This is a genomic window from Streptosporangium sp. NPDC000095, from assembly GCF_042899335.1.
GTDB lineage: Bacteria > Actinomycetota > Actinomycetes > Streptosporangiales > Streptosporangiaceae > Streptosporangium.
Window position 1 is genome coordinate 52,509 of record NZ_JBIAZS010000028.1, and the last position, 23,732, is coordinate 76,240.

21 protein-coding genes and 1 pseudogene are annotated in these 23,732 nt (G+C 65.6%); 8 read left to right on the top strand and 14 right to left on the bottom strand.

The window, feature by feature from the left end; all coding sequences use genetic code 11:
• The first annotated feature begins 66 nt into the window (after positions 1 to 66).
• Complete coding sequence (locus ACFY3V_RS37435) at positions 67 to 363, top strand: hypothetical protein (RefSeq protein ID WP_355613662.1); 297 nt, start codon at positions 67 to 69, stop codon at positions 361 to 363.
• 767 nt (positions 364 to 1,130) lie between these two features.
• On the opposite strand, the gene ACFY3V_RS37440 is transcribed toward ACFY3V_RS37435, so the two are convergent.
• From ACFY3V_RS37440 to ACFY3V_RS37460, 5 genes are all read right to left on the bottom strand, one after another.
• Complete coding sequence (locus ACFY3V_RS37440; protein WP_362903325.1) at positions 1,131 to 1,463, bottom strand: hypothetical protein; 333 nt, start codon at positions 1,461 to 1,463, stop codon at positions 1,131 to 1,133.
• Positions 1,464 to 1,742: 279 nt separating this feature from the next.
• Entirely contained in the window at positions 1,743 to 3,302 is a 1,560-nt protein-coding gene (locus tag ACFY3V_RS37445) for an ABC transporter substrate-binding protein (RefSeq protein ID WP_389780023.1), read from the bottom strand.
• Between the two features lie 23 nt (positions 3,303 to 3,325).
• Positions 3,326 to 5,188: an ABC transporter ATP-binding protein gene (locus ACFY3V_RS37450; RefSeq protein WP_362903329.1), complete on the bottom strand. Its 1,863-nt coding sequence runs from the start codon at positions 5,186 to 5,188 to the stop codon at positions 3,326 to 3,328.
• Positions 5,181 to 6,062 carry an ABC transporter permease gene (locus ACFY3V_RS37455; RefSeq protein WP_355613655.1) on the bottom strand — a complete coding sequence of 294 codons (882 nt, stop codon included), beginning with the start codon at positions 6,060 to 6,062 and terminating at the stop codon, positions 5,181 to 5,183. The genes ACFY3V_RS37450 and ACFY3V_RS37455 overlap by 8 nt, the downstream gene beginning before the upstream one ends.
• A complete protein-coding gene (locus tag ACFY3V_RS37460) occupies positions 6,059 to 7,024 on the bottom strand; it encodes an ABC transporter permease (RefSeq protein ID WP_355613653.1) in 966 nt (321 codons plus the stop codon). The genes ACFY3V_RS37455 and ACFY3V_RS37460 overlap by 4 nt, the downstream gene beginning before the upstream one ends.
• Positions 7,025 to 7,657: 633 nt before the next feature.
• Here ACFY3V_RS37460 and ACFY3V_RS37465 point away from each other — a divergent pair.
• Positions 7,658 to 7,885 (top strand): annotated as a pseudogene (locus tag ACFY3V_RS37465) (transposase family protein); the annotation flags it as partial.
• Positions 7,886 to 8,156: 271 nt separating this feature from the next.
• Complete coding sequence (locus ACFY3V_RS37470) at positions 8,157 to 8,783, top strand: ISAs1 family transposase (RefSeq protein ID WP_362903522.1); 627 nt, start codon at positions 8,157 to 8,159, stop codon at positions 8,781 to 8,783.
• Here ACFY3V_RS37470 and ACFY3V_RS37475 read toward each other — a convergent pair.
• The 4 genes from ACFY3V_RS37475 to ACFY3V_RS37490 all read right to left on the bottom strand — a co-directional run bounded on the left by ACFY3V_RS37475 (position 8,688) and on the right by ACFY3V_RS37490 (position 14,152).
• A complete protein-coding gene (locus ACFY3V_RS37475) occupies positions 8,688 to 9,539 on the bottom strand; it encodes a GntR family transcriptional regulator (RefSeq protein ID WP_362903334.1) in 852 nt (283 codons plus the stop codon). The two genes, ACFY3V_RS37470 and ACFY3V_RS37475, sit on opposite strands and share 96 nt — an antisense overlap.
• A gap of 85 nt (positions 9,540 to 9,624) precedes the next feature.
• Positions 9,625 to 10,875 (bottom strand): acyl-CoA thioester hydrolase/BAAT C-terminal domain-containing protein, encoded by a 1,251-nt coding sequence (locus tag ACFY3V_RS37480; protein WP_355613649.1) that lies wholly within the window; start codon positions 10,873 to 10,875, stop codon positions 9,625 to 9,627.
• Complete coding sequence (locus ACFY3V_RS37485) at positions 10,872 to 12,818, bottom strand: S9 family peptidase (RefSeq protein WP_389780026.1); 1,947 nt, start codon at positions 12,816 to 12,818, stop codon at positions 10,872 to 10,874. The genes ACFY3V_RS37480 and ACFY3V_RS37485 overlap by 4 nt, the downstream gene beginning before the upstream one ends.
• Before the next feature lie 161 nt (positions 12,819 to 12,979).
• Entirely contained in the window at positions 12,980 to 14,152 is a 1,173-nt protein-coding gene (locus tag ACFY3V_RS37490; protein WP_362903524.1) for an aminotransferase class I/II-fold pyridoxal phosphate-dependent enzyme, read from the bottom strand.
• Positions 14,153 to 14,267: 115 nt separating this feature from the next.
• Here ACFY3V_RS37490 and ACFY3V_RS37495 point away from each other — a divergent pair, with 115 nt between their 5' ends.
• Entirely contained in the window at positions 14,268 to 14,750 is a 483-nt protein-coding gene (locus tag ACFY3V_RS37495) for an Lrp/AsnC family transcriptional regulator (RefSeq protein WP_389780028.1), read from the top strand.
• Between the two features lie 9 nt (positions 14,751 to 14,759).
• Here the strand turns inward: ACFY3V_RS37495 and ACFY3V_RS37500 are convergent, their stop codons facing one another.
• The 3 genes from ACFY3V_RS37500 to ACFY3V_RS37510 are packed head-to-tail and all read right to left on the bottom strand — an operon-like array spanning position 14,760 to position 18,768.
• Positions 14,760 to 16,169 (bottom strand): carboxyl transferase domain-containing protein, encoded by a 1,410-nt coding sequence (locus ACFY3V_RS37500; protein ID WP_355613642.1) that lies wholly within the window; start codon positions 16,167 to 16,169, stop codon positions 14,760 to 14,762.
• Positions 16,166 to 17,374 carry a CoA transferase gene (locus ACFY3V_RS37505; protein WP_355613640.1) on the bottom strand — a complete coding sequence of 403 codons (1,209 nt, stop codon included), beginning with the start codon at positions 17,372 to 17,374 and terminating at the stop codon, positions 16,166 to 16,168. Before ACFY3V_RS37505 ends, ACFY3V_RS37500 begins: the two co-directional genes overlap by 4 nt.
• Positions 17,371 to 18,768, bottom strand: a complete 1,398-nt coding sequence (locus ACFY3V_RS37510; RefSeq protein WP_355613638.1) for a M20 family metallopeptidase — start codon at positions 18,766 to 18,768, stop codon at positions 17,371 to 17,373. The genes ACFY3V_RS37505 and ACFY3V_RS37510 overlap by 4 nt, the downstream gene beginning before the upstream one ends.
• A gap of 173 nt (positions 18,769 to 18,941) precedes the next feature.
• On the opposite strand from ACFY3V_RS37510, the gene ACFY3V_RS37515 reads away from it, so the two are divergent.
• Together ACFY3V_RS37515 and ACFY3V_RS37520 are read left to right on the top strand one after the other, a co-directional pair.
• Complete coding sequence (locus tag ACFY3V_RS37515; RefSeq protein ID WP_362903342.1) at positions 18,942 to 19,847, top strand: LysR family transcriptional regulator; 906 nt, start codon at positions 18,942 to 18,944, stop codon at positions 19,845 to 19,847.
• A 208-nt stretch (positions 19,848 to 20,055) separates the two neighbouring features.
• Positions 20,056 to 20,337: a LysR family transcriptional regulator gene (locus tag ACFY3V_RS37520; RefSeq protein ID WP_389780032.1), complete on the top strand. Its 282-nt coding sequence runs from the start codon at positions 20,056 to 20,058 to the stop codon at positions 20,335 to 20,337.
• Between the two features lie 199 nt (positions 20,338 to 20,536).
• Here the strand turns inward: ACFY3V_RS37520 and ACFY3V_RS37525 are convergent, their stop codons facing one another.
• Positions 20,537 to 20,911: an AAA family ATPase gene (locus ACFY3V_RS37525; RefSeq protein WP_389780034.1), complete on the bottom strand. Its 375-nt coding sequence runs from the start codon at positions 20,909 to 20,911 to the stop codon at positions 20,537 to 20,539.
• A gap of 258 nt (positions 20,912 to 21,169) precedes the next feature.
• Positions 21,170 to 21,499 (bottom strand): transposase, encoded by a 330-nt coding sequence (locus ACFY3V_RS37530; RefSeq protein ID WP_389780036.1) that lies wholly within the window; start codon positions 21,497 to 21,499, stop codon positions 21,170 to 21,172.
• Between the two features lie 190 nt (positions 21,500 to 21,689).
• Between ACFY3V_RS37530 and ACFY3V_RS37535 the strand changes: the two genes are divergently transcribed.
• Together ACFY3V_RS37535 and ACFY3V_RS37540 are read left to right on the top strand one after the other, a co-directional pair.
• Entirely contained in the window at positions 21,690 to 22,169 is a 480-nt protein-coding gene (locus ACFY3V_RS37535) for a DUF4365 domain-containing protein (protein ID WP_389780038.1), read from the top strand.
• Between the two features lie 134 nt (positions 22,170 to 22,303).
• Positions 22,304 to 23,326: a hypothetical protein gene (locus ACFY3V_RS37540; protein ID WP_389780040.1), complete on the top strand. Its 1,023-nt coding sequence runs from the start codon at positions 22,304 to 22,306 to the stop codon at positions 23,324 to 23,326.
• The last annotated feature ends 406 nt before the right edge of the window (positions 23,327 to 23,732 follow it).

Genomic DNA, 23,732 nt, shown 5'->3' on the forward strand with positions numbered 1-23,732 from the left:
GACGACCTAGGTGTCGCGCCAGGTCAAGAAGTCGTCGCATGGGATCAAGACGACTCCGATGGCGCCTTGGCACGCTTCGAGGATTCTGCCCTCACCCCGGGCCGGTTCCGGCCCGACGAAAGGATCCCGATGCGCCGCACGAAGCCTCGCCGGCTCGCGCCCCTGGGCGCCACCGTTCTGCTGGCAGCACTGCTCGGTGGAGCGTTCACCGATCCGGCCGTCGCCGACGACGCGTCGTACCGGCGCGGCTACCAGCTGGGCCTGGAGGCCTACCGCTACGGCCTGCCGCTGGTGACGACCGAGAAGACCTTGCAACCAGACCAGCATCGAGGTGTGTGGCAGTTCTCCTTTCGAGCGCAGTGAGGCGACTTCTTCGCGGTCGCTGTCCAGTGGCGGGTCTGTGAGGTGCTTGTCGGCACTGATAAATCGCGGATCGGAGGAACTGATGTGTAGCGAAACGACGAAGGCGCTGAGAGCTCGACAACGCGAAGCGTCGACGCGAGTCGATCAGCTGATCGCGGAAGCCGGCGAGCGCACCCCGTTCGGTTCCGCGCGGCGGGCTCGGATCAACGCGGCGGTGCGTGAGGACCGCCGGGCGCTCACTGCGCTCGGTTCCGCCGAGGGTGCAGTTGCGGTCGCTGAGGCAAGGGCTGGGGCTGCGCTCTCGCGGCTCATCGAGGACGGATTATCGCGCAATGAGGTCTACGAATCGCTCGGCGTCAGCCGGGCAGCTGGGCGACGACTCATCAGTCTGTGCGTCTCTACGCGGCGCGCTCCCGATGGTCTGTCCACAGACACCGCCCGGGGTGGTCCTCAGCCGGGCTGCGACACCGGTGCTCTCACCGAGGTAGTAGTCATCCGCACGGGATCGATCGGCCTCGACATAGGCCCGTACTGCTGCCGCTGCGCCGCGGTAGAACTTCACACCGCCATGCACCCAGACCACCTCGGATCACCCGTCCAACGCGTCCGTCGATAACAAACGGACCCTCAGAAATGCGTCGTGGGCCGCCCGATCACGGGCGACCCATCTACGGTCCTTCGTAGCATGCGTGCCGACATCGTGGATCTTCGCGTGTTGGCAGGTGTATCCGGGCAAGATCCGCGGTGTCATCGACGACTAACAACTGTCAATCGTTTGGGGCCTTCGAGAAGTCCAGCAGATGTGATTTGGGGCGCTCCTGGAGTCCGTCGCTCGCAGCAATCGCGTTTGTGGGCTTGGTAGGGGTTCTCAAAGTCTCTACGGAGGTCCACCATTTGGTCGAAGTTCTAAGCCTGCCCCCGTGATCGGTGGGCAGGATTTCTTCGTGCCGGTCCAGGTGGATGTCGGGGTGGAGCTGGCCGGTGCGCTGCCAGAGCTCGGCGTGGAGCCGGTTGGTGGGGTTGAGGATGGTCTCGTAGACGCCGGTGAACTCAGAGCGCACGTCGAGGTCTTCGGTGAGGGTGATCTTGGTGAAAAACACCTGGTTGCACAGCCGCTTGTGTGCCTCGTCGCAGGCGAGGTAGAAGATGTGGGCGTTGTGCCCCCGGGTCCATCCAGGGATTGATGGAGTAGAGCACGTCGAAGTACTGCGGAGGACACATCAGGACGTGCTTGGCGCGAGCGCGGCGCTCGGTGGACGGCAGTACGGATGCGGACAGAATCGATGACACAGCAGATCTCTATCTGATGAGGAATGGGGCCACGAGCACCGACGTCGACACCCGCCGACAGGTCGTGGCCCGGCGCGGCTGCGGGCTCTCTACTTCAGGTAGAGCGGGTACGGCGATCCCATCGCGTACTGCGAGAAGTTCTCGAACGAGATCTTGGGATCGTGCGCGAAGACGGCCTGCTGCGTGTAGACCGGGATGTACCCGACCTCCGCCGCGTTGGCCTTCAACGCACCGACGACGGCGTCGAGCTGCTCCTTGCTCTGCGCTCTCGCAGAGCTTGCGGTTCGAATGAAGCCGTCAAGACCGGGGACGTCGAGGTTGGCGTAGTTCGATCCGCCTGCCGGCAACCCGTCGGCACGCATCAGGGTGTTCGGGTAGAAGTTCGGGTCCGGTGACAGACTCGAGTACGTCGACACGGTCAGCTCGATCTTGTGATCGCTCGAGTTGGTCAACCACTCAGCCCCAGGCTCTCCCTTGATCTTGATCGTGAGACCGATCTTGGCAGCCTCCTCCTTGAGGATCTCGGTCGCCCGCACGAAGGACGGGTAGGTCGAGATGACCTCGGCCACGATCGTCGCGCCGTCGGCGTACGCCGATTGCTCCAGCTCCCGCTTCGCGGCGTCGAGATCGTAGTCGTACGACGCGATCTGGTCGTACGCCGTCGCGACGTCCTCCTTCGGAAGCTCCGTCCACACCCGCTGCGACGTCATGTAGGGCGCCGGGTCTCCGAATCCCCTCAACGCCGACTTGATGATCGCCTCGCGGTCCACGAGGTGGGCGATGGCCCGTCGAACGTGCACATCGGCCAAGGGGCCCTTGTCGGTCAGGAGGGTGATGTAGCCGAGCGTCTCGGTGGGCGCCTTCGTGAGCTCCGAGCTCGATCCGGCGAACGCCGTTCCGTCACCACCGACGACACCGTCCACGTCGCCTGCTCGAAGTGCGGCTGCTCCCGGGACGGGCGCGGCGAAGACCAGCTTGACCGTCTTCCACGACTCCTTGAAGTCGTCCCCGGTCTCGGCAGCGCCCCACCACCCGTCGTTCTTGACAAAGGTCATGCCGGCGCTGGAGTTGAAGTCCTTCGGCTTCCACGGCCCGGTGCCCATCGTCAGCACACCAGGTCCACCGAGATCCTTCTCGTGAGCCTCGGCGAACTTCTTCTCGACGATCTGCCCGGCGTACGCCGGGGTGTACTGCCACGCCGAGTCGGGCTGCTTGAGCTTGACGGTGACTTCCATCGGGCCCGTGGCCGTGATCGTGTCGACGGACTTGTACTTGCTCGCGGTCTGCGCGGTCTGGTCCTGGTACCGGCGCAAGGAGTACACGACGTCATCGGGAGTGACTTCGGCGTCGTTCCAGAACTTGACGCCTTCGCGCAGGGTGTAGACGTAGGTAAGAGGATCTGGGTTGTCTACCTTGGTGGCGAGCGCAGGCTGCACCTTGCCGGTGTTGTCGAGCTTGATCAGGCCTTCGAGCGCGAGCCCGTTGACCCAGAGCGCCGGCTGATCGTACTGACGAGCAGGGTCCATGCTGCGAATACCGCTGGTGGCGATAGTCAGGGTCCCGGTCGACCGGTCTTCGCCGGCGCCGTCGTCCGAGGACGAACTACACGCACCTGCGACCAACAGAACTCCCAGGGCAGCGATGCCCATGCGAAGCCTGCGGACGGATCTGTTCATACCTGACCCATCTGTGAGTGCTTCCCCAGCCAGTCGGATGACGTTCTGGGCACTGCTTCAAGCAGCTGTTTCGTGTACCCCGAGTTCGGAGAATCCATAATTTCTGCGGTGCCCGCCTCCACGACCCGGCCCTTCTCGAGCACGTAGACGGTGTCCGCGACCTGGCGCACCACGGCCAGGTCGTGCGTGATGAAGAGGAGGGCGATGCCCGTCTCCCGACGGATGTCGTTGAGAAGGTTCAGGACCTGTGCTTGGACCGAGACGTCCAGAGCGGACACGGGCTCGTCACAGATCAGCAGCTCCGGATTGAGCGCCAGGGCCCGCCCGATCGCGATCCGCTGCCGCTCGCCACCGGAGAGCGCCGCAGGCCGACGTGCGGCGTAGTGCGGTCGGAGCCCGACGCGCTCGAGCACCTCGGCCACCGTCAAGACCCGGGGATCGCCGGACAGTGCCGCCTGGCGGCCGGCCTCCGCCAGGGTTTGACCGACGGTCATCCGCGGATTGAGCGAGGAGTACGGGTCCTGGAAGACGTACTGCACCTTCGAGCGCCAGGTTCGGAGGTCCGAGCGCGACATCCGGGACCCCTGGGTGATGTCGATCCCGAAGACCTCGGCGGCGCCACTGGTGATGGACTCCAGCCCGACCAGGCAACGACCCAGGGTCGTCTTGCCAGAACCCGATTCGCCGACGAGCGCGACGGCTTGCCCTTGGCGGACCGTCAGCGAGACCTCCTTGAGGGCGGCCACCGCCTTGTTGCCGTGGCCGTACTCCTTGGAGACACCCTCGAGCGAGACGACGACCGGCGCCGACACGTCCTGCGGCGCAGCCAGCTGCTCGCCCTTCTCGACGATCTCGAACCTGGCATCCAGGTCACGCCGGATCTCGTCGACGCGGATGCAGGCCGACGCACGGTCGTCGTCGATCTGCACCAGCTGAACTCGCTGCCGCGAGCAGTCCGGAGTGGCCCACTCGCACCGTTCGGCGAATCGACACCCGATCCGCCGTTCACGGACGTGCGGCAGCTCTCCCTTGATGACAGGAAGCCGGGCGAGCCGACGGCCCAGCGGTGGCTCCGAGGCAAGCAGGCCCAGCGTGTACGGATGTCTCGGCGACCTGGACAGCTCGTCCGACGGGCCGGCTTCCATCATGGCGCCGGCGTACATCACGTAGACGCGGTCGCAGGCCGCGAACGCGACGCGCAGGTCGTGGGTGATCATGATCATCGACATCCGTCGCTGCCGCTGGATCGAGATCAGGAGCTTGAGGATCTCCTGCTGCGTCACGGTGTCCAGCGCCGTCGTCGGCTCGTCGGCGATGATCATGTCGGGGTCCGTCGCCAGCGTGGCGGCGATGCCCACCCGTTGACGCATGCCACCCGAGAGCTGGAACGGGTACCGGCGCGAGACGGCGGGGTCCGTGATCCCGACCTCTTCCAACCGCCGCTGCACCTCGGCGCGACGTTCAGCCTTCGACATCGCGCGGTACTGCGGCTTCTCGCGCAGCACCTCTTCGAGGTGGTGCCCGACCCGCATCAGCGGGTTCAGCATCGTGAACGGGTCCTGAAGGATCATGCTGGCCTGCCGACCGCGCACTCGGCGCATGTCGCGCTCCGATGCGGTCAGCACGTTGATGCCACCGAGCTGCGCAGAGCCCGTGGTGTTGAACCCTGCCGGGAGCAGCTGGAGAAGGGACCGGACCGACAGCGACTTGCCGCTCCCGGACTCGCCGACGATACCGATCGTCTCGCCGAGATCGACGTGAAGGTCGACGCCGTCGACGAGTATCCGTTCTTCTCCGCCGACGCTGTGGCCGATCGTCAGGTCATCTACGTCGAGGAGCCTAGAAGCGTGCTCAGGCATTGCGGCCTTCCTTCGTGGACAGCCGGTCGAAGACGAAGTCGCCCAGGGCGTTCACGCTCACGGCAGCGAAGATGATCGCGAGCGCAGGGCCGACCGCGGTGAGAGGGTTGTCGAGCAGGATCGCCTGGCTCTCGGCCAGCATGGTGCCCCAGTCGGCGCTGCCCGGTGTCGATCCGAGACCGAGGAACGAGAGAGCCGACAGGTTGATGAGTGCGAATGCGAAGCTCAGGAACGCTTGCGAGACGGCCAGCGGCAGGACGTTCGGCCACAGGTGCCGGAACATGACGCGTGTTCGCGACATGCCGAGCGTTCGAGCAGCTTCGACGTACGGTCGCGACTTCTGCTCGATGGTGGCCGCACGAACCAGTCGGGTGTCATAGGGCGCGGACAGGAACATGATCACCGCGACGGCGACCCAGTAGCCGCCTCCAAGCACGCCGATGGCGACGATGGCGACCAGGACGCCAGGGAGCGCGTACATCAGGTCGACCCACCGCATGATGATCCCGCCCGGAATCCCGCCGACGTAGCCGGCGATCAACCCCAGCACGGAGCCGATGACGAAGGCTCCGAGCGCGATGAGAAGCGGGCCGTACAGCGCCGTCCGCGCACCGAGCACGACCCGCCCGAAGATGTCGCGCCCCAAGTCGTCGGTACCCAGCCAGTGGTCACCGGAGATCCCTTGCAACCCGTTGCTCAAGGACTGCACGTTCGCGTTCGGCACCAGCATGGAGCCGAACAGGCCGGCGACGACGATGCACGACAGGTAGCCGATGCACAGCATCACGCTGATCGACGGAATCCGGCGGCGAGCGCGTCGGTCGGTTGCTGCGTCCGCCGGCGCCTCGACGCCGGTGGTCGGTTCGATGCTCATCGGCTGTCCCCACTCAGGGCGATTCGCGGATCCACCGCGAGGTAGGCAAGGTCGGTCACCAGGTTGATGAGGAACACGGTCGCTGCCATCACCAACGTCACCCCTTGGACGACCGGGAGGTCCTTCTGCTGGACCGCGCTGATCAGGAGACTGCCCAGGCCCGGAAGGGCGAAGGTCGCCTCGACCACGACGGCTCCGACCATCACGAAGCTCAGGACGACGCCGGCAGCGGTGATGACCGGGACCAGGGAGTTCCGCAGGACGTAGTTGAACAGCAGGCGGGACGGCTTCACCCCTCGAGCCCTCGCGGCGATGATGTAGTCCTGGCCCGCGACCTCGATGACGGCTGTCCTCGTGTAACGGACGACCAGAGCAATGGTCGCTGTGCTAAGAGCCACCGCCGGCAGGATCAGGTGCCGCAGCCGATCGACTCCGCCCTCACCTGCACCGATCGCAGGCAACCAGTTGAGCTGACCGGCGAGCACGATGATCAGCAGGATTCCGATCGCGAACGACGGCGCGCTCACCGAGATCATCGAGATCTGGGAGACGAACCGGTCCACGAACCTGCCTCGCTTCAGGCCGGCCAGCATCCCGAGCGGAATACCCAGGGCCATCGTGATCAAGAAGGTCAGGGTTCCCAGCTGCACGGTGACGCCGCCGCGCTCCAGGATCGCGGACGAGACTCCCTGGCCGGTGAGGACCGACTGGCCCAGGTCGAAGTGCAGGGCGTCGGTCAGCCAGTTCCAGTACTGGACCAGGAACGGGTCGTCCAGGTTGTAGCGCGCGCGAATCGCTTCCATCGTGTCCGGGGTCGCGGGCAGGGTGCCCAGCAGCAACCGCACCGGATCGCCGGGCGCCAGTGCCAGCAACGAGTAGATCCCGAACGAGTAGACGACCAGCAGGATGGCCGCTCCAGCGAGACGTCCGAGGACGTATCGAAGTGTGGAGCGCAATGTCATGGGTCGATCGCTCATTTCGGTAGACGGAGTAGCGAGTATCGCCGGTAACAGCCTTGTCGGACCGTACTCGCGTGTTAATAAACATGTCAACAGATTCGACGATGGTTTTCCCATCGAATTGGGGACGGACGAGGGCACGACGACACCCACGACCGATGCCGCCGCTCGTCGCGGTGCCCGGGACTCAGACGTCTCGCAACCGGCAGGGCGCATCGGGGTAGCGCACCTGCGACCACGTGCGGTGGGAAAGTCGATCGAGTCGACCCGGGTCGTGTTGCCGGTGCCCGCGTTCGCCGTCAGGCGGGTGCCGGGCCGAACGCACAGGTCATGCCTGCGCGCCCTAATCGCTCTTGGCCGTGGACGAGAGCCACCGCGGGTCGTCCAGGGCCGACGGAGTTCTCGAATGCTGAGACGGCTGGGTGAGGCGGCAGGTCACAGGTCGATCGCGTACGGCGTGGCGAAGTCCTGATATGCAACAAGGCCCCGTAGAACGGCGGTTTCCACACCAAGCCGACCAGCGGAGCCTCGTTGTCCGTGCAGTTTGCCATGCCGCCCGTGCTGTCCGCCATCACCACCGCTGTCGACGACGCTGGACAGTGTGAACATCCGGATTCCAGCGGCGAGGCCGTGGACATGGCCGATCTTCGCCATGTGTGGGCGCAGATCCCCGATCCGCGTGATCCTCACGGGCGACGACACCGGCTGGTCGTCATCCTCGCGCTGGTCCAGGCGGCGATCACCTCTGGCGCGACCTCCTACGCGGCGATCCGGCACTGGATCGCCAGATGCCCTCAGCATGTCCTGGAGCAGATCGGAGCCCGGCGCGATCGGCGGACCGGCCGCTACCAGGCTCCGCATCCCGACACGGTGTGCCGCACGATCGCGCGGGTCAACGCGGCGCATGTGGACGCCGCCTACGCCGCGCACCGGGCCGGACAACTGCGGGAGCTGTACGACGACCCCGGCGAGTTGATCCCTATGACCGTCGACGGCAAGACCCAACGCGGCACCGCCACCCCCGGCAAGTCCGCCCGCCATCGCCTCGGCGCGCAGTTGGCCGTCGACGCCCTCATGGTCGCGACGATCGACGTCGGCTCCAAATCCAACGAGATCACTGCCTTCGCCCCCGCTGCTGGACCAGATCGGCTGCCTGAAGAACGTCGTGATCAGCGCCGACAGGCTCCATACGCAGCGGGAGCACGCCCGCTACCTGCACCGGCGCGAAGCGTTCTACGTCTTCCCGGTCGGCGGCAACCAGCCGGGCTTGTTCGATCAGCTCGACGCCCTGGCCTGGAAGGACGTGCCGATCGGATGGACCACCTACGACCGTGGCCACGGCCGCACCGAGGTCCGCACCATCCAGGTGATGCCCGCCCCGCCCGGAACCCGCTTCCCGCACGTCAAACAGGTCTTCCTCCTCGAACGGCACGTCTATGACCTGCGCTGGAAGCCGTTGTCGAGCGTCGCGGTGCTGGGCGTCACCCACCTGCCCGCGACGCTGGCCACTCCACGTCGCCTGGCCGAGCTGGTGCGCGGCGAATGGTCGATCGAAAACAAAGATCATTACGTGAGAGACGTCACGCTCGGGGAGGACCGGTGCAGGGTCCGTACCGCCTCGGCACCGTCGATCCTGGCCACCATGCGCAGCTACGCGATCGGCGCGCTACGCCTGCTCGGCTTCACCGACATCGCCGACGGCACCCGATGGGCGCGCGACGACTTCCGTAACCCGCTGATCGCCCTGGGTCTCACGATGTGAGAACTCCTTCAGCCCTGGCGGGTTGTCGGCGACGTCCCACGGCAGGTCGATCGGCTCTCCGGACGGCGGCTCGTCCGGGAACAGCGCGTCGAACAAGGTGCGCAAGTTGTCACGGAGGTGCCGCACGACCGAGGCGCGTGCCCGGTCGGCGTCCTTGGCAGCGATCGCGTCGAACGTCTCCTGGTGCTCGGGGTCGTTGAAGAAGACGTAGGACTGGCTAAGGTACCCCGGCACCAGGGCCCAGAATCGTTGCATCTCGTCCTGGAGCGTGCCGATCATCGCTGTCAGGCGCCCGTTCCCCGAGATGCCCGCGATCATCTGGTGAAACTGACGGTGCAGCCCGCTCATCGTCTCGACGACCTCCGGGTCGTTCGGTGAGCGTCCTTCCAGGCGCTGCACCTCCGACATCGCGTTGGCGTGAGCGAGCTCGAACGCCGACGCGTGCGCCGGCGTGAAAGCGGCGGCTGCCAGTTCCGCAGCCAGGCACTCGAGCCGAATTCGAATCTGGAACAGGTCACGAATCTCGTCGAGGTTGATGGGCGTGACCGTGTAGCCGACTCGCGGCTGAGCGACGAGGTAGCCCTCGGCGACAAGACGCTTCAGCGCCTCGTGGGCAGGCGTCCGGCTGACCTCCATCTCCTGCGCGATCTGATGGGCCGCCAGCACGTGCCCCGGCCGAGCCTGGCCGGTCAGGATCCGAGCCTTGATGTTGGTGTAGACCATGGCGGCCAGGCCACCATGCGCGGCGTCCTTCATCGTGCCTTCTCCTACGATTTCTGACGTTCGTGTTCCGACCGAACCAACCTGCAACTGGACGGAGGATGGCGTCGCAGCCCGCCCATCATGACAGCGACTCCTCCAGGAAGTCGATCAATGCCGCCCAGGCGGCGACGCGCGCCTGAGCCGTCCCCCGGCGTGTCCCGCCGTACGCGTACGCCACACCGTTGACCGGATGGACCGTGGTCGTCACGACCGGCGTGAACGGCAGACCCAGGTTGTGGCCGGCGCCGGGGAACACCAGTCGACGGGTCGCAGCCGGCGCACCCGCGGCTCGCCTGCGACTCAGCAGAACGTCGCTGAGCTCCACCGAGTCCCACATCAGGTCGTCGCCCCCGCAGAGGAGGAGCACTGGCCCGTCGAACTGCTCGATCGGGATCGCCGCCTTCTCGAGGTCGTTCTCACCCGTCGACTCGATCGCTGCACGGAATCCCGGCGCCGCGGCGATGCCGCCCGCCGTCTCGACGGAGCGACCAGGCACGAGACCCTCCCCCAGGACCGCTGGCAATGGCCTACCGGCCAGCGTCCAGGCGGCGCCGTCCCGGCCGTCCGAGGTGAAGGAACCCCAGACGTAGCCGGTGGGGACGACCGCGGCCACGGCCTTGACGCCCGGAACGTGCGCCCCGACCAGCAGACTAAGCTCGGCTCCCCGCGACTGACCCTTGACGGCGATCGCTCCCGGCCGGACCTCGTCGAGAGCGGCCAGCCACTCAACGGCCGTCGCGACGTACTCGATCGGCAGCTCGAACAGATCGTCGGGTCGGCCGGGGTAGTTGAAGCAGGCCAGGGCCAGGCACACGAACCCCCGACTGGCGAGCAGCTCTGCTTCCTCCTCGTTGATCCCACCCCCCGATCCGGACAGGGTGATGACCGCGGGTCTCGGTCCGGGATCCGCCGGGACGAACAGTCGCCCGGCCAGCGGCGCCTCCAGCTCGCGCGAGGTCACCCCTTGACGCCGGAACTCGCGGACGTAGCGAGCCTCGGCCGAGCGATCGCCCTGCTCCACCTGGAGGGTCCAGGCGAACTCGTCGTTCGCCGGCGCTGGCCCGGTGGCGGTGCCCGGACGTGCCTCCAGCGACCACAGGAGCGCGGTGGGATCCGGCTCCTCGAATCCGTCGAGAGCGGTCGTTCCGAGGTCCACGACTCCGTGTTCGTCGGCCACCGCCGTGAACCTGCCGACCCAATCAGCGCCCTGGAATCCGGGCAGGTTGACGAGGAAGGTGACCGGGTCGTGAGGAACGGCACCGGTGACGCGCACCTCGAACGGCGTGTCCGCGAGCGACCTGGTCGCCGGACCCTCGATCCTGAAGCTCATCCGGGGTTGCTCATGTCTTGGCCTCGCGACTTCATGGTGCCGTCGAACCAATCGATGATGGCATCGAGACGCAGCTCCCGGTGACGGGGCGACCCGCTGTCGTGGAACATGTGGCTCGCTCCCGGGAACGACAACAGCTCGGTGTGCTGGCCAGCACGTTTCAGCGCCGAGAAGAACCGGCGGCCCTGGCTCGGGGGGCAGCGCAGGTCCTGCTCGGCCACCATCACCAGGACGGGGATCGAGACGTCCTCGGCAAAGGTCAGCGGAGACTTGATCCGCTGCGTCTCAGGATCGGCTCCGATGTAGAGGTGCGTGTAGTCCACGTCGTCATCGATGTCGGAGTCGCACCAGTCCACGGTGGCTCGGTCGACGATCGCCGAAGCGAACCGGTCGGACGTCGCCGCCAGCCACGCTGCCATGAATCCGCCGTACGACGCCCCGATGACGCCCACCCGATCGGGATCGCCGCCGAAGTCGTCGACAGCGATGTCGACGAGCGCCATCAGGTCCTGGACGTCGACGTCACCGAACGCATGACGCACCGCTCGGCCGTGCTCGGCCCCGTAACCTGCCGAGCCACGCGGATTGCCCATGACGACCACGTAGCCGGCGTCAACACACGCCTGAGCCTGGTCGAGCAGCCGCCACCCGAAGTACCGGTGAGGTCCGCCGTGCACCGCGAGGATCACCGGGAAGGGGCCGGCGCCCAAGGGGCGGAGGATCCACCCGTGCACCGGGTGGCCGTCGGCAGCGGTTCCGGCCACCTCGCGCATCGGCGCCACCGGTGCCGCGGCCGACAACGTCGCACCGAACGCCGTGAGGCGCCGCGCTCCGGTCGGCGTGACGCAGCTGAGCTCGCCAGCCTCCGTGTCGCTCGCCACCGCGGCCACGACCAGCCCGCCGACCGCGTCGTACCCCAGCACTTGAGTCGGCCCGGAGATCACGTCAACGACGTCGCCGCCTGCCTCCACACGCACGAGGTCGACGGCGCCTCGCCGAGCGACCATGGCCAGGACGCCCTGATCGGTCACCGCAAGTGCGGGTCCTGCGGCCGTCGGGACCAGGTCCATCGTCTCCGCGTCGGTCAGGCGTTCCGCTGGCAGTGCACCGGTGTCAGTCAGCTCGGCGACCCACAGGGACGTCGGGTTCAGGTAGGTCTCGTTGAACCGGTCGCCGATCTCGGTCCCCAAGAAGTACACCTGGTCACCGCGCGCGCTGAAGACGGGATGGCTCGCCCTCAGGCTCGTCTGCGTCACCGGCGTCACGTGGCCGTCACTCGTCGACATCACGAACACGTCCCGCGCAGGCACCGTGTCCCGATCAGCATGGCGAGCTGCCACGAACGCAAGCCTCGTGCCGTCCGGACTCCACGCAGCGAACTCGTGGTCGGCGTCCCCGGCGGTGTACTGGGAGACCGCACCGTCGGCTAGGTCCACACCGAAGATCTGCTTCCTTCGGCCGATCGTGTAGCCGACGCCATCCTCGCGATAGCGCAGCTCAGTGATACGACGCGGCGGCTCGGAGGCCGCTGTCTGCGCGATCGGTGCGACGTAGCGCCCCGCCTCCGGAACGCGCGCGACGTAGGCAAGGGTGGCCGAGTCCGGCGCCCACCGCGGCGAGGAGACACCCAGGGGATGACTGGTGAGCCGGCGGGGGTCGCCTCCCGCCGCAGGAAGCAGGTAGAGCTGAGGTCCGGAACCCGCGACCGAGCGGGTGAACGCCAGCCAACGGCCGTCGGGCGACCAGCACGGTTCGCGATCAAGCTCGCCGGAGGTGAGCCGGGACGGGGCGGGGCCGCCGTCAAGCGGAACCAGCCACAGGTCTGCGTAGTAGCGGTCCGCCGCCAGGTCCACGCGTTCGACGGAGACCACCGCGTGACCACCGTCCGGGGACAAGGACGGCGAGCCGATCGACTGGATGAGCCCGAGGTCGGACGCCTTCATCGCCGGGCCCCAAAAAATGCACCAGAAAGTGCCCCAGATACTGCCCCAGATACGGCCACTGCCATTTCGGCTTCCTCACAGATCGAGCTGCGCGTACGACGATCAGAGCAGGGGCGAGAACCCGGGCGCCCAGTCGACCGTTTGTCATGTTAATCAACATGTTAGCGCAGTCCTCGATCAAGATCCTCGATCAGGTCACGGGTTGACTCGAGTCCGATCGACAGGCGCACCAGGTTCTCCGGTGGGCGCGCCTCAGCGCTGACGGGACGATGGGTCAGGGCCGCGGGATGCTGGATCAGCGAGTCGATCCCGCCGAGCGAGACAGCATGCGTGAACAGCCTGACGCTCGAGGTGAGCCGCACAGCAGCCTGGTATCCGCCAGCCAAGGAGACAGCGAGCATGGCTCCGGTCCCGCGCAGCTGGGAGGAGAGCAGACCGCGCGGATCGCCGTCCAGTCCGGGGTAGTAGACGCGCTCAACGGCTGCCTGCTCCACCAGCCACGTCGCGATCGTCGCCGCGCTGGACTGCTGAGCCCTGATCCTGACCGGCAAGGTGCCCAGCCCCCGGTGCGCGAGGTACGCGGCAAGCGGATGCAGCACACCGCCGGTGATGGCTCGCACCTGCCGCAGCCGTTGGGCATCCGCCGCTCCGCACGCGATCACTCCCGCGACGACGTCGCCGTGTCCGCCGATGTACTTCGTGGCGCTGTGCAGCGACATCGCAGCCCCGTGGCTCAAGGGGTTCTGAAGCACCGGCGTGGCGAAGGTGTTGTCCACCAGTACCGGGACGCCGCCCGCACTGTCGACGACGCCAGCGATATCCACCAGCTCGAGCGTGGGATTGGCCGGGGTCTCGACAACGACCAGAACCGTATCGGTCCTCATCGAGGCACGGACCTCGGACTCAGCGCAGAACGTCACCTCGACCCCGGCCACCGCCCCCGAGGCCAGGAGGTGGTCGGTTCCGCCGTAGAGCGGCCGGACGGCCACCACGTGTCGCGCGTCCCTCGAGGAGGCGAACGCTGAGATCGCTGCGGTCATCGCCGCCATCCCTGAGCTGAATGCCACCGCCTCATCTGCGCGCTCCAGCTGCGCGAGGGCCGACTCGAAGCGCGCGACCGTGGGGTTCCAGAGCCGGGCGTAGACCGACCCGCCGTCACGCAGCGGCCGGCCCCCGGTCGCCAGGGACTCGTACGAGTCGCCGCCACGGGCGATGTCCGGAAGGGGATTGGTGGTGGACAGATCTATCGGCAGGGCGTGAATGCCCAGCTCGGCCAGGTCCTCCCGACCAGCGTGGACAGCCAGCGAATCAAGGTTTCCCCAGACATCAGTCATCACGCGACCAGAGTAGTGATTCCACGAAACATAGCCACAAGATTCAGCGGATCAGCAACTCATCACGGAGAATCTGAGATTCTGGCTCATATCCAAGGCGGAGGGAGCAGGTCTGTTGCAGAGAACGCAACCACCACGGCTCGACGACATCGACCGGCGCATCCTCGATCTGCTCCACCACGACGCGGAGCTGACGAACAAGGCCCTGTCCGTCCGGCTGGGGATCGCCGAATCGACGTGCGCCTACCGGATCCGGGCACTGCGTGAGGCCGGGACGATCACCGGGCGTCGGCTCACCGTCGACTTCAGGCATCTCGGTCGTCCGCTGCAAGCGGTGATCAAGGTCCGGCTGGGAGCCCACGACGAGAGGAGCGTGCGCGAGCTGTACGACGACCTCACGCACGCACCCGGGGTGATCCAGGCATTTCACGTCGCCGGCGAGGACGACTTCCACCTCCATGTGGCCGTCGCGGACGCGGAGGCACTGCGTGACTTCGTCCTCCACCACGTCACGGTCCATCGCGTCGTTCGTCAGACGGAGACGCAGCTTATCTTCGAGCACCGCAGTGGCTCGGGCCCGCACGTCGCGGAACCGTGAGCCCGGCGTTCACCGCGGCGAGGCGCCCAGGCCCGCCCCAGCACCTGCTGACGGACGACCGCTGGTCACTCCTACCGGGTCCAGCCAGGCGACGATCGCGTCTGCGGTGCCACCGGCACCGTCGGCCGCACCCGGACCGAGCAGCTCCTGCACAACTCCGTCCTCGAGCAGTTGTCGGGCACCGATCCGCTGCACCTCTGCCGCATCTCGGACTCGGGTGGGATCGCCGAACAGCAGTGTCGCCGTGCCGGCTGGAGGGAGAGGTGACAACCACGCCCCTTCCACGGCGGCACTCCGATCGGCACCCATCAACGCCAGTGCACCGCCGCCAGCCCCTCGATCGAGCAGCACGGTGGCGGTCGGCACGGTCAGGCTGGTCATCAGGCCGATGGTCGCGGAGATCTCCCGCGCCATGCCGTGCCGCTCGCCGTCGACGGACAGCTCCGCCCCCGCGGTGTCCACGAGCGTGACGAAGGGCAGACGCAGCGACTGGGCGATCTCCATCCCGCGTCGAGCCAGATGAAGATCGGCGATCGACGTACCGGACGTGTCAGCCGCTCCTCGCGACTGGCTGAAGATGACCCATCCTCGGCGCCCGAGCCTGCCGAGGTGCAGCTGCGCTCCCCCTTCGCGGTGCCCGAAGCGAGAACCGCTGACCCTCACGACGTTGCTGAACCGGGCGCGGACCTGGCTCGCGAGATCCAGGTCGTCGGCCCGTTCCGGTCCCGCGCCACCCGCGGTCGGGCCGCGACCGCCGATCGCTCGCGCCGATTCTGCGACCACCGCCGCCAGGTCTGGCAGTGAGAAGGCACCGTCGATCACGCCAACGGAAGCCAACGCGCCCCCCTGCTGCACGCCGTCCGGCAGTGCCGCAGCTCCCAGCGCGTCAACCACCTTCGGACCGAGGAAGGCGACGAGGGCCAGCGGATCCGCCCAGGTCAGGTGTCCTTGCGTCGCCCAGGAGGCATACACACCGCCGGTCGTGGGATTCCTCAAGTAGCTGACGTAGAGCAGTCCGCTCGCGGCGTGCTCGCGAGCGGCGCCTGCGAGCTCGATCATCCGGTGGAAGGCCGAGGCGCCCTCCTGCATCCGGGTGCCCCCGGACGCTGGCAGCGCGAGCACCGGCAGCCCTTCGACCCTCGCACGGTGGAAGGCGCGAGCGATGCGATCGGCGGCGACATGTCCGATGGTCCCGCCCAGGAAACGGAACTCGCTCACGATCAGCGCGAACCGCTCGCCCTCGATCTGTGCCGATCCGGTGATCACGGCCTCGTCGGTCCCGGCCTTCGCCGCTGCCTGCCGGAGGAGGTCCTGGTAGGCGACGGGGAGGCCCTGGAGATCAGGAGGCGCGTCCCACGACTCGAACGAGCCGCGGTCGGCAACCGTGGAGACCACGTGAGCCGCACTCGGCACCGTCATCCCTGTCCCTCGATCGCCGCACGAATCGCCGCTCCGTGCTGGTCCAGGACCGGCGGAGGGGTGTGGGACCGGGGCGTGACTTCTGCCCCCTCCACATCGAAGAAGCGCAGCGGCGGACCGGGCAGCTCCAGCCGGCCCAGGGTCGCGTGCTCGACGTCGACGAGCAGGCCCTGGCTCCTGGTCTGCTCCCAGTCGTACACCTCATCGATGCTGCGCACACGGCCCGCTGGTATGCCGATGGCCGTCAGGCGATCAAGGAGCTCCGCAGCCGACCACCGGGAGAAGACCTCCTCGATGTACGGCACCAGGGTGTCGAGGTTCGCCGCACGGTCGCCGTTCGTGCCGAACGGCGGCCGGGCCGGGTCCAGCCCGAAGCCCGCGCAGAACTCCCGCCACAGCTTCTCGCTGCCGACCGCGATCTGCACGGCGCCGTCCCGGCACTGGAACAACCCGTACGGCGCGATCGCGGAATGGTGGTTCCCCTGGGCGCGGCCGACCTCACCGGCAACCGTCCACCGGGTCCCTTGGAAACCGTGAACGCCGACTACAGCCGAGAGCAGCGAAGTCCGTACGACGCTGCCCGCACCCGTGCGATCTCGCTCCCGCAACGCTGCCACGACACCAAATGCTCCGTACATTCCGGCCAGCAGGTCGGCGATCGGTGTGCCAACCTTCTGCGGCTCGTCCGGAGACGGGCCGGTCAGCGACATCAGCCCGGCTTCGCCCTGCACGACCTGGTCGTATCCCGAGCGGCCCCCTTCGGGACCGTCATGACCGAAGCCGGTGATGGAGAGGATCACGAGACGAGGATTCACCTGGTGGAGGCGCTCGACCCCGAGCCCCAGTCGGTCCAGCACGCCGGTGCGAAAGTTCTCGACCAGAACATCGGCCTGGCGGATCAGCCCCAGGAGCACGCCTCGTTCCGACTCCTGCTTGAGGTCGATGACGATCGATTCCTTGTTCCGGTTCGCGGACAGGAAGTAGGTGGACTCCCGGCCGCCGACGTCGCCACCCTCGGGGTCGCCGGCCGACTCGGGCCAGCGGAACGGTGGCCCCCAGCCGCGGGTGTCGTCACCGCGTTCCGGGATCTCGACCTTCACGACGCGCGCACCGAGATCGCCCATCATCATCGTCGCGTGCGGTCCCGCGAGAGCTCGGGAGAGATCGACCACGAGGAGGCCGCTCAGAGGTCCGTTGCCGGTCATGCGCGCGCCTCCGCGGACGGGGTCAGGTCGCCGAGGTCCCACAGCAGCCCGGCCATGATTCCGAGGGACTCCTTCGCCAGACTCGCCAGGAGGTGCTCATCAGGAGCATGTTGTGAGCACCCGGGGTACGAGTGCGGGATCCAGATGGTCGGGATGCCCAGTACGTCGGCGAAGCAGTCGTTGGGGAACGTGCCCCCGAGATTCGGAAGGATCGTCGGCACCTTTCCCGTCGTACGCTCGACCGACGTCGCAGCCCACGAGACCCACTCGTTGTCCTGGTCCAGCCGGGTAGCCGCTGTGCCTTCGTCCACCTCGACGTCGACCAGCTCGAACCCGTGCGCGTCCAGGTGCGTGCGCACCGTCTGCTCGAGGGCGGACCAGTCGGTTCCGACGACGAACCTCAGCTGGCACCTCGCCGCGGCCATGCCGGGGATCGCGTTCTCCGGCCCGGTTGATGAGCCTGCATCCAGGCTCAGGACCTCGAGGGTGTTCCAGCCGTAGAGCCGTTCGGGAGCACTCAGCCCCGGTTCACCCCAGTCCTCGATCGCCGGCGCCGTCGGTCCGCCGTCGATCTCGATCCTGCTCAAGATCGTTCGGATCGACTCCGGGATCTCGGCGGGCCGCAACCCCGCCACCAGGATCCGGCCTCGCGCGTCGACCATGGTGGCGAGCGCGTTCGCGAGCAGGACGGCTGGATTGCTGAGCAGACCACCCCAGTTGCCCGAGTGGTAGTCACGCGGTCGCAACGCCGCCCGAAGCGTGAAGGACACCTCACCACGGGTGCCGAGCACGAGAGTGGGGCTCTGCTCCGAGACCCGGGTCCCGTCCGAGGCCAGCAGGACGTCGGCGGCGAGCTCGCCCTCGGCCAGCGCCGTACAGACGTCTCGCAACCCGGGCGAGCCGATCTCCTCCCCCATGTCCATGAGGACCGTGACGTTGAACCCGAGCCGCCCCTCCCGCGCGACCAGCACCTGTTCGAGCGCCGCGAGATTGATGGCGTGCTGGCCCTTGTTGTCACAGGATCCGCGGCCGTACCACCGGTTGCCGTCCACCACGAGCCTCCACGGCGACCACGGTTCGCTCCAACGCGCGGCGTCTCCCAGGACGACGTCACCGTGGCCGTAGACGAGAACCGTCTGCAACGACGGGTCCTCGATGCGGCGCGCCAGCAAGAAGGGCGGCATCCCGGCGACCGGGTTCTCGACGAGCCGCCACTCGAACCCGCACCGCTGGAGGACCGGAACAATCTCGTCCCTCAAGTAGCTCAGGTGCACCTCGGCGCGCTCACCGGACTCGCTCTCGGTCGGGTAGGCGACCTTGCGTTCCAGCTCCCGGAGCAGACCACCTGACTCCAGGTAGCCCTCCGCGAGCTCGATCGCGCGCGAACGCGTCATGACACCCTCCTCCGGCTGGATCTCGATCGGGTCGGACGCCCCGTCGTCGCCGACAAGCCAAGCGCACCCACGGGCGCGCGACCATCACCGATTCTGGAAGCCTCTGTTGCCGATTCGGGAACGCTCGATCGGCGGCTGCGGTCGGCGCGAAGGGCGAGAACTACTGTGTCCGTGTGTACCTCATCAGCGATTCCCTTCGATACTTCCTCGAAGTGGCGCGCACGGGAACGATCGCGGAAGCCTCCGAGAGACTCCACATCGCGGCCTCGGCGATCAGCCGGCACATCGCTCGACTGGAGCAGTCAATGGGTGTGCAGCTGTTCGACCGGCATCCGCGCGGCATGATCCCGACCGAGGCCGGTCAGCTGCTGGCCGACCATGCACGCCGCAACCTCATGGAGGAGGGCGACCTCCTCGACAGGCTCCGGGACCTCCACCGCTCGGGCCGTTCACTCATCACGGTGTCGTGCACCGAAGGCTTCGCCGAGGACTTCCTCCCGGTCGAGATCGCACGCTTCCGTGAGCGTCATCCCGCCGCGCGTGTGCACCTGACGGTCACCGAGCCGGAGGCGGCCACCCAGTCGGTTGCCGACGGATCATCCGATGTCGCCATGACCTTCAGCCTGGCACCGGCGTCCGGGGTCCGTATCGAGTACTCGTGCCAGGAACCGATCGTGGCGCTGGTGCCGGACAGCCATCCCCTGCGCGAGCTCGACAGCGTCTCGCTGGCGGACCTCCAGGACTATCCGCTCGCGCTGATGGCTGGGGGAAGCACCCTCCGCGAGCTCTTCGACGTCTGCTGCTCCGCGGGAGGCCTGTACTTCGAGCCCGCGCTGACCAGCAACTCGTCGAGTGCGCTGAACGCCCTGGCCAGGCGAACCGGTGCGGTGACCCTGACCGGACTTCTGAGTTCTCGGCATCTGGTCCAGGACGGCTTCAGCACCGTCCCGCTGACGAATCCCGAGCTGCTCCGCCGCAACCTCCAGGTCCAAACCATGGCCCAGCGCACGTTGCCCGCACCGGTCAGCGCCTTCGTGCAGCAGCTCGTGACAGCCGTCGAGGCCAGCGGTCTCGGCTGAGCCCCGTCGTCAGGGATCGGACACGGCCAGCTGGCACGGTGCTCACTGTCGTCACCGCCAATGCAGTCTACTGAGGTCGAATCGGAAGTTCTCGTGATGGTTCATCGCGATTCATGTCAGGATTTCCGGCGAGGAGGAATCCACCGCGCTCGACATCCGCCGCCTGCGCCTCCTCAGCGAGCTGCGCTCGCGTCAGACCATCGCCGCGGTGGCGATCGCACTGCACCAGAGCCCGTCGTCGATCTCCCAGCAGCTGTCGATCCTGGAGCGCGAGGCCAGGACGCCACTGCTGAGAAAGGCCGGGCGACGCGTTCAGCTGACCTCGCAGGCAGAGCTGTCGCCGAGGAGGCCGTTGATCTCGTCGAGCAGACGGTGGTTGCCACGAACATGGTCATCGACGAGCATTCCCACGGTGTGCTCGCCTGCGGGCCCCACATCGCCGGAGGAACGCGACGGAAGCCGTACGAGTCGCGACGGCCTCTGCCTGTAGGGCCCTAGCTAGGAGATCTTCCCGAAGCCTCCTAAAAGGCTCTCGACAATACTGGGATCGATGAACCCGAACCGGTCCGGGGAGAACACTTCGGCGGAGGGGACGAGTCCCGCGAAAGGACTCTCAATCGACCTGACCTCACCATCGTCGAACGTCAGGAGGTAGGACTCTCCCGGCAGATCCTGCTGCCACTCCAGCCTCACCTTTTCCCGCCCACCGTCATTTCAAAATAACGGACGACCTGAATTTTTCGTTCGTCGATGTTTTGGATGGTCGCCTTGACATGATAGGAAACGCCTCGGAAATCGACGGAGAACTCAAGCCCCAGAGCCCGGTGGACATTGTTGCCGTAGACCAGGTCCAAATATTCCGGAGGGTCGTCGCCCAGACCGTCCAGGCCCAGCGGAAGCTCCGAATCGGTGTGGACACCCGTTTCGAGTAGCAAGGGAAGGCGGGTGAGAGCGCTCTTCCCGGAGTTGTTCTTTCCAAGGATGACGGTAATGGGACGAAGTTCGATCTCCTGCCGTTCCTTGAAGCAACGGTAGTTCTCGACCGCCATGCGCAGCAGAGCCATGGGGGCAACTTTAGCCAGTCGAGAGCTCGTGACAGGGCGAGTTCACCAGGTCGGCGAAACCCGACCCGAGAGGCTGCGAACTCGGCCAGTCCGCCGGCACGTTCCCGGCCTCGCCGACGAGTCTCGTTCCGCGTCCAGAAGAGCAGCGATGAAGCAGACCGGCCGCCGTGACCACCGCCCGGCCTTCACGGCCGGGCGGTTTTCCCCGCGAAGCAGAGCTTCTCCGCTCAAAGACCTACTGAGCAAGAAAGCCGGGGGTTACACCGGATCGGAGATCACGAGTCCGGTCTCGGCGATGAAACCGTTCAGTAGGTCGGGCCGGTACTGCAGGGGTTTGAGCCGGTTCTTGATCAGAGTGGTGAGCTGATCGATGCCGTGGACGGCGAAGTTGAGGACCTTGGCGCGCAGATTAGACCAGAGGCCCTCGGCCGGGTTGAGGTCAGGGGCGTACGGCGGCAGCCGGTAGACCAGCAGCCAGTTGCTCTGGGCGTCGATCCATTGGCGCATCTCGGCGCTGATGTGTTCGGGCAAGCTGTCCCATACCAGCGAGATCGGCCCGCCGAGTTGGGCGTGTGCGGCCTGCAGCACCCAGCGAGGATCGGCACATGAGTATCTAAAGTTTGCCGAGAGGGTTATCTTGTTGCTTCGATCCGAATATATGTTCGTCAAAATGTTTCGGACATCCGAATAAAGGTTAAAGCTCGCGTGCCAAATCGATATTGATCACGATTGCATAGCAAATGCCGATGCCATTCGAGCGACGCGATAACGTTCCAACATGGGCAATTTGGACGTTTCTGCATGCAAGGAATGGTTCAGTGTCGCTTATGTTGAAGCACTATCTTATGCTGCGGGATATGCTGTGACGGTAGTCCACGTTGATCACTTTGGAGTTGACTTAGAGATTCGTGACCGAGCACTTCGTGTCGATGTACAAATGAAGTGCATGAACGAATCCGATGTCAAAGGTGACCATATATCGTATGACCTCGATACTCGCACATACAATCTCTTGAGTGACCCTGGGCGTAATGTGCCAGCATATCTCTTTGTCGTAGAAGTGCCAGAGGCAAAGAACGATTGGGTTCTCTCCAATTCTGAAGGCATACATCTGCGTAGATGTGGATACTACGCCAAGATATCCGCTCTCGAGCCAACGGCGAACAAGGCTACTAAGGCTGTACGTGTGGCGCGTGAGAACAGACTGACAATCAAGTCTCTAGATCGGCTCATGCGCGAAGCAAGGGGTGAACTTTGAAACGCGCCAGCTCACTAGCTTCACAAGTCTCCCCCGCTGGAATGAGAGCTTATCTAAGGGCCAACTCTTGGCAGATTGAGAGCGCTTCTCTTCCTCGTGCCGAGCTATGGCGAAGAGGATCGTGGGAAGTCTTAGTGCCCCTCAATAGCGAAGCATTGGACTACCCTCGCAGGGTACGAAACTTCATCGAGGACATCGCGGGAGAACGGGGAGATCAAGAAGACATCGTCGCGAACGAGCTGCGATATGTTGAAGATGACGTCGTCGACTTAAAGTTTGACGACGACCGCTCTATAGTGCCTTTGTCGGATGCTTCCAGATTGCTGCAAGGCGCTAAAAGATTCGCGATTGCCAACGCGTGCTCTGCTATCCACCGTCGCTCTTATCATGGTAGGTCACAGCCCGCAAAGGCGCGAGAATATGCGGAGTTTGTTGGAATGGGGCATACTCGCGAAGGAAGCTTTATAATACCGATTGTGAGCCCTATAGGGTCAATGAAGCCAATAATAATTGAAGGCGAACAAGAGCTGCTCATAGATGTTCAGTCTGAACTTAACTTCTTCCCCCGGCGCGTCACTGGAATGATGGCTGATGTTCTGCGAGAAGTTCATAGCCTTGCTGTAGAACAAGAGCGGATACCACCCAAGGAAGATCTTAGTCGGGCGGTCATCGGTGGACTATCTGCCGACGCCTGCTCAGCACTTGCGGCTATGGTTGCTGCTCCCCACGAAAGTGATCTCAACATCAGCTTTCAGTGGGCCCTCACGGCTGCCCCCCCTCGTGCCGGCGGCGAGAAAGTCGAGTTCCCGCGTGAATCTGCAGGTGCAATCAAAGAGATCGGCCATATCCTTCGCGACCAGGTTAGCCTTGCTGACACCGTTATCTATGGCTTTGTAAGCTCTCTCGACCGAGACCCGGGTGACGAAGAAGGAGTTGTAAAAGTAAAAGCAATTGTTGGCGATCGTGTTAGGCCGGTCAAGATGACACTCCATGGAGATTCTTATCATAATGCCGTCGAAGCACATGACTTAAAATTGCGAGTCATTGCTACAGGGTCCTTGGTGAAGAGCGGAACGGGTGTGCTTTCGATGCCCCGGGTCGACTTGTTTAGAATTGACGACTATTTGCCGCTTGAGATAGGGGCCGCGCTTAACTAAGAAGAGTCCGCCGCTAGACATCTGCCGCATCACCAAGCCAACGAACATCGACTGAAGACCTGCGGAGCAGACGCCCGGCAAGGCCGTACCCTGATCCACAGATCGTCAACGTTGTGCTGGATTGGTGAGGCCGCCTTCCGCCTCTGTCAGCATGAGAGATTTTACTAACGCGGGTGCTAACGGCAGCTCTGGGCGACCATGGACGATGGTGGAATCTCCGCAGTCAGATACCCTTTCTGAACAGGCATTTCTAATGTCCATAGACGCCAGTGGACGATCTCGGACTGGCTACGGATCAGCCTGGTACACCGCTAGGTCCTGTTTTGTGGATCAGTAGAAGGTGAATGGTGCGGCCCGCGTCTTGGGCCTCGCCGGGTCTTCGCGCTGCGCGCGTATCACGCTCGGG

Bases quoted from the DNA above. Each gene is read 5' to 3' on its own strand.
- ACFY3V_RS37505 (WP_355613640.1), bottom strand. From the start codon at position 17,374: ATGACCGGCAACGGACCTCTGAGCGGCCTCCTCGTGGTCGATCTCTCC.
- ACFY3V_RS37490 (WP_362903524.1), bottom strand. From the start codon at position 14,152: ATGACTGATGTCTGGGGAAACCTTGATTCGCTGGCTGTCCACGCTGGT.
- ACFY3V_RS37475 (WP_362903334.1), bottom strand. From the start codon at position 9,539: ATGAAGGACGCCGCGCATGGTGGCCTGGCCGCCATGGTCTACACCAAC.
- ACFY3V_RS37445 (WP_389780023.1), bottom strand. From the start codon at position 3,302: ATGGGCATCGCTGCCCTGGGAGTTCTGTTGGTCGCAGGTGCGTGTAGT.
- ACFY3V_RS37510 (WP_355613638.1), bottom strand. From the start codon at position 18,768: ATGACGCGTTCGCGCGCGATCGAGCTCGCGGAGGGCTACCTGGAGTCA.
- ACFY3V_RS37455 (WP_355613655.1), bottom strand. From the start codon at position 6,062: ATGAGCATCGAACCGACCACCGGCGTCGAGGCGCCGGCGGACGCAGCA.
- ACFY3V_RS37535 (WP_389780038.1), top strand. From the start codon at position 21,690: ATGGGCAATTTGGACGTTTCTGCATGCAAGGAATGGTTCAGTGTCGCT.
- ACFY3V_RS37500 (WP_355613642.1), bottom strand. From the start codon at position 16,169: ATGACGGTGCCGAGTGCGGCTCACGTGGTCTCCACGGTTGCCGACCGC.
- ACFY3V_RS37480 (WP_355613649.1), bottom strand. From the start codon at position 10,875: ATGAGCTTCAGGATCGAGGGTCCGGCGACCAGGTCGCTCGCGGACACG.
- ACFY3V_RS37485 (WP_389780026.1), bottom strand. From the start codon at position 12,818: ATGAAGGCGTCCGACCTCGGGCTCATCCAGTCGATCGGCTCGCCGTCC.
- ACFY3V_RS37525 (WP_389780034.1), bottom strand. From the start codon at position 20,911: ATGGCTCTGCTGCGCATGGCGGTCGAGAACTACCGTTGCTTCAAGGAA.
- ACFY3V_RS37460 (WP_355613653.1), bottom strand. From the start codon at position 7,024: ATGACATTGCGCTCCACACTTCGATACGTCCTCGGACGTCTCGCTGGA.
- ACFY3V_RS37450 (WP_362903329.1), bottom strand. From the start codon at position 5,188: ATGCCTGAGCACGCTTCTAGGCTCCTCGACGTAGATGACCTGACGATC.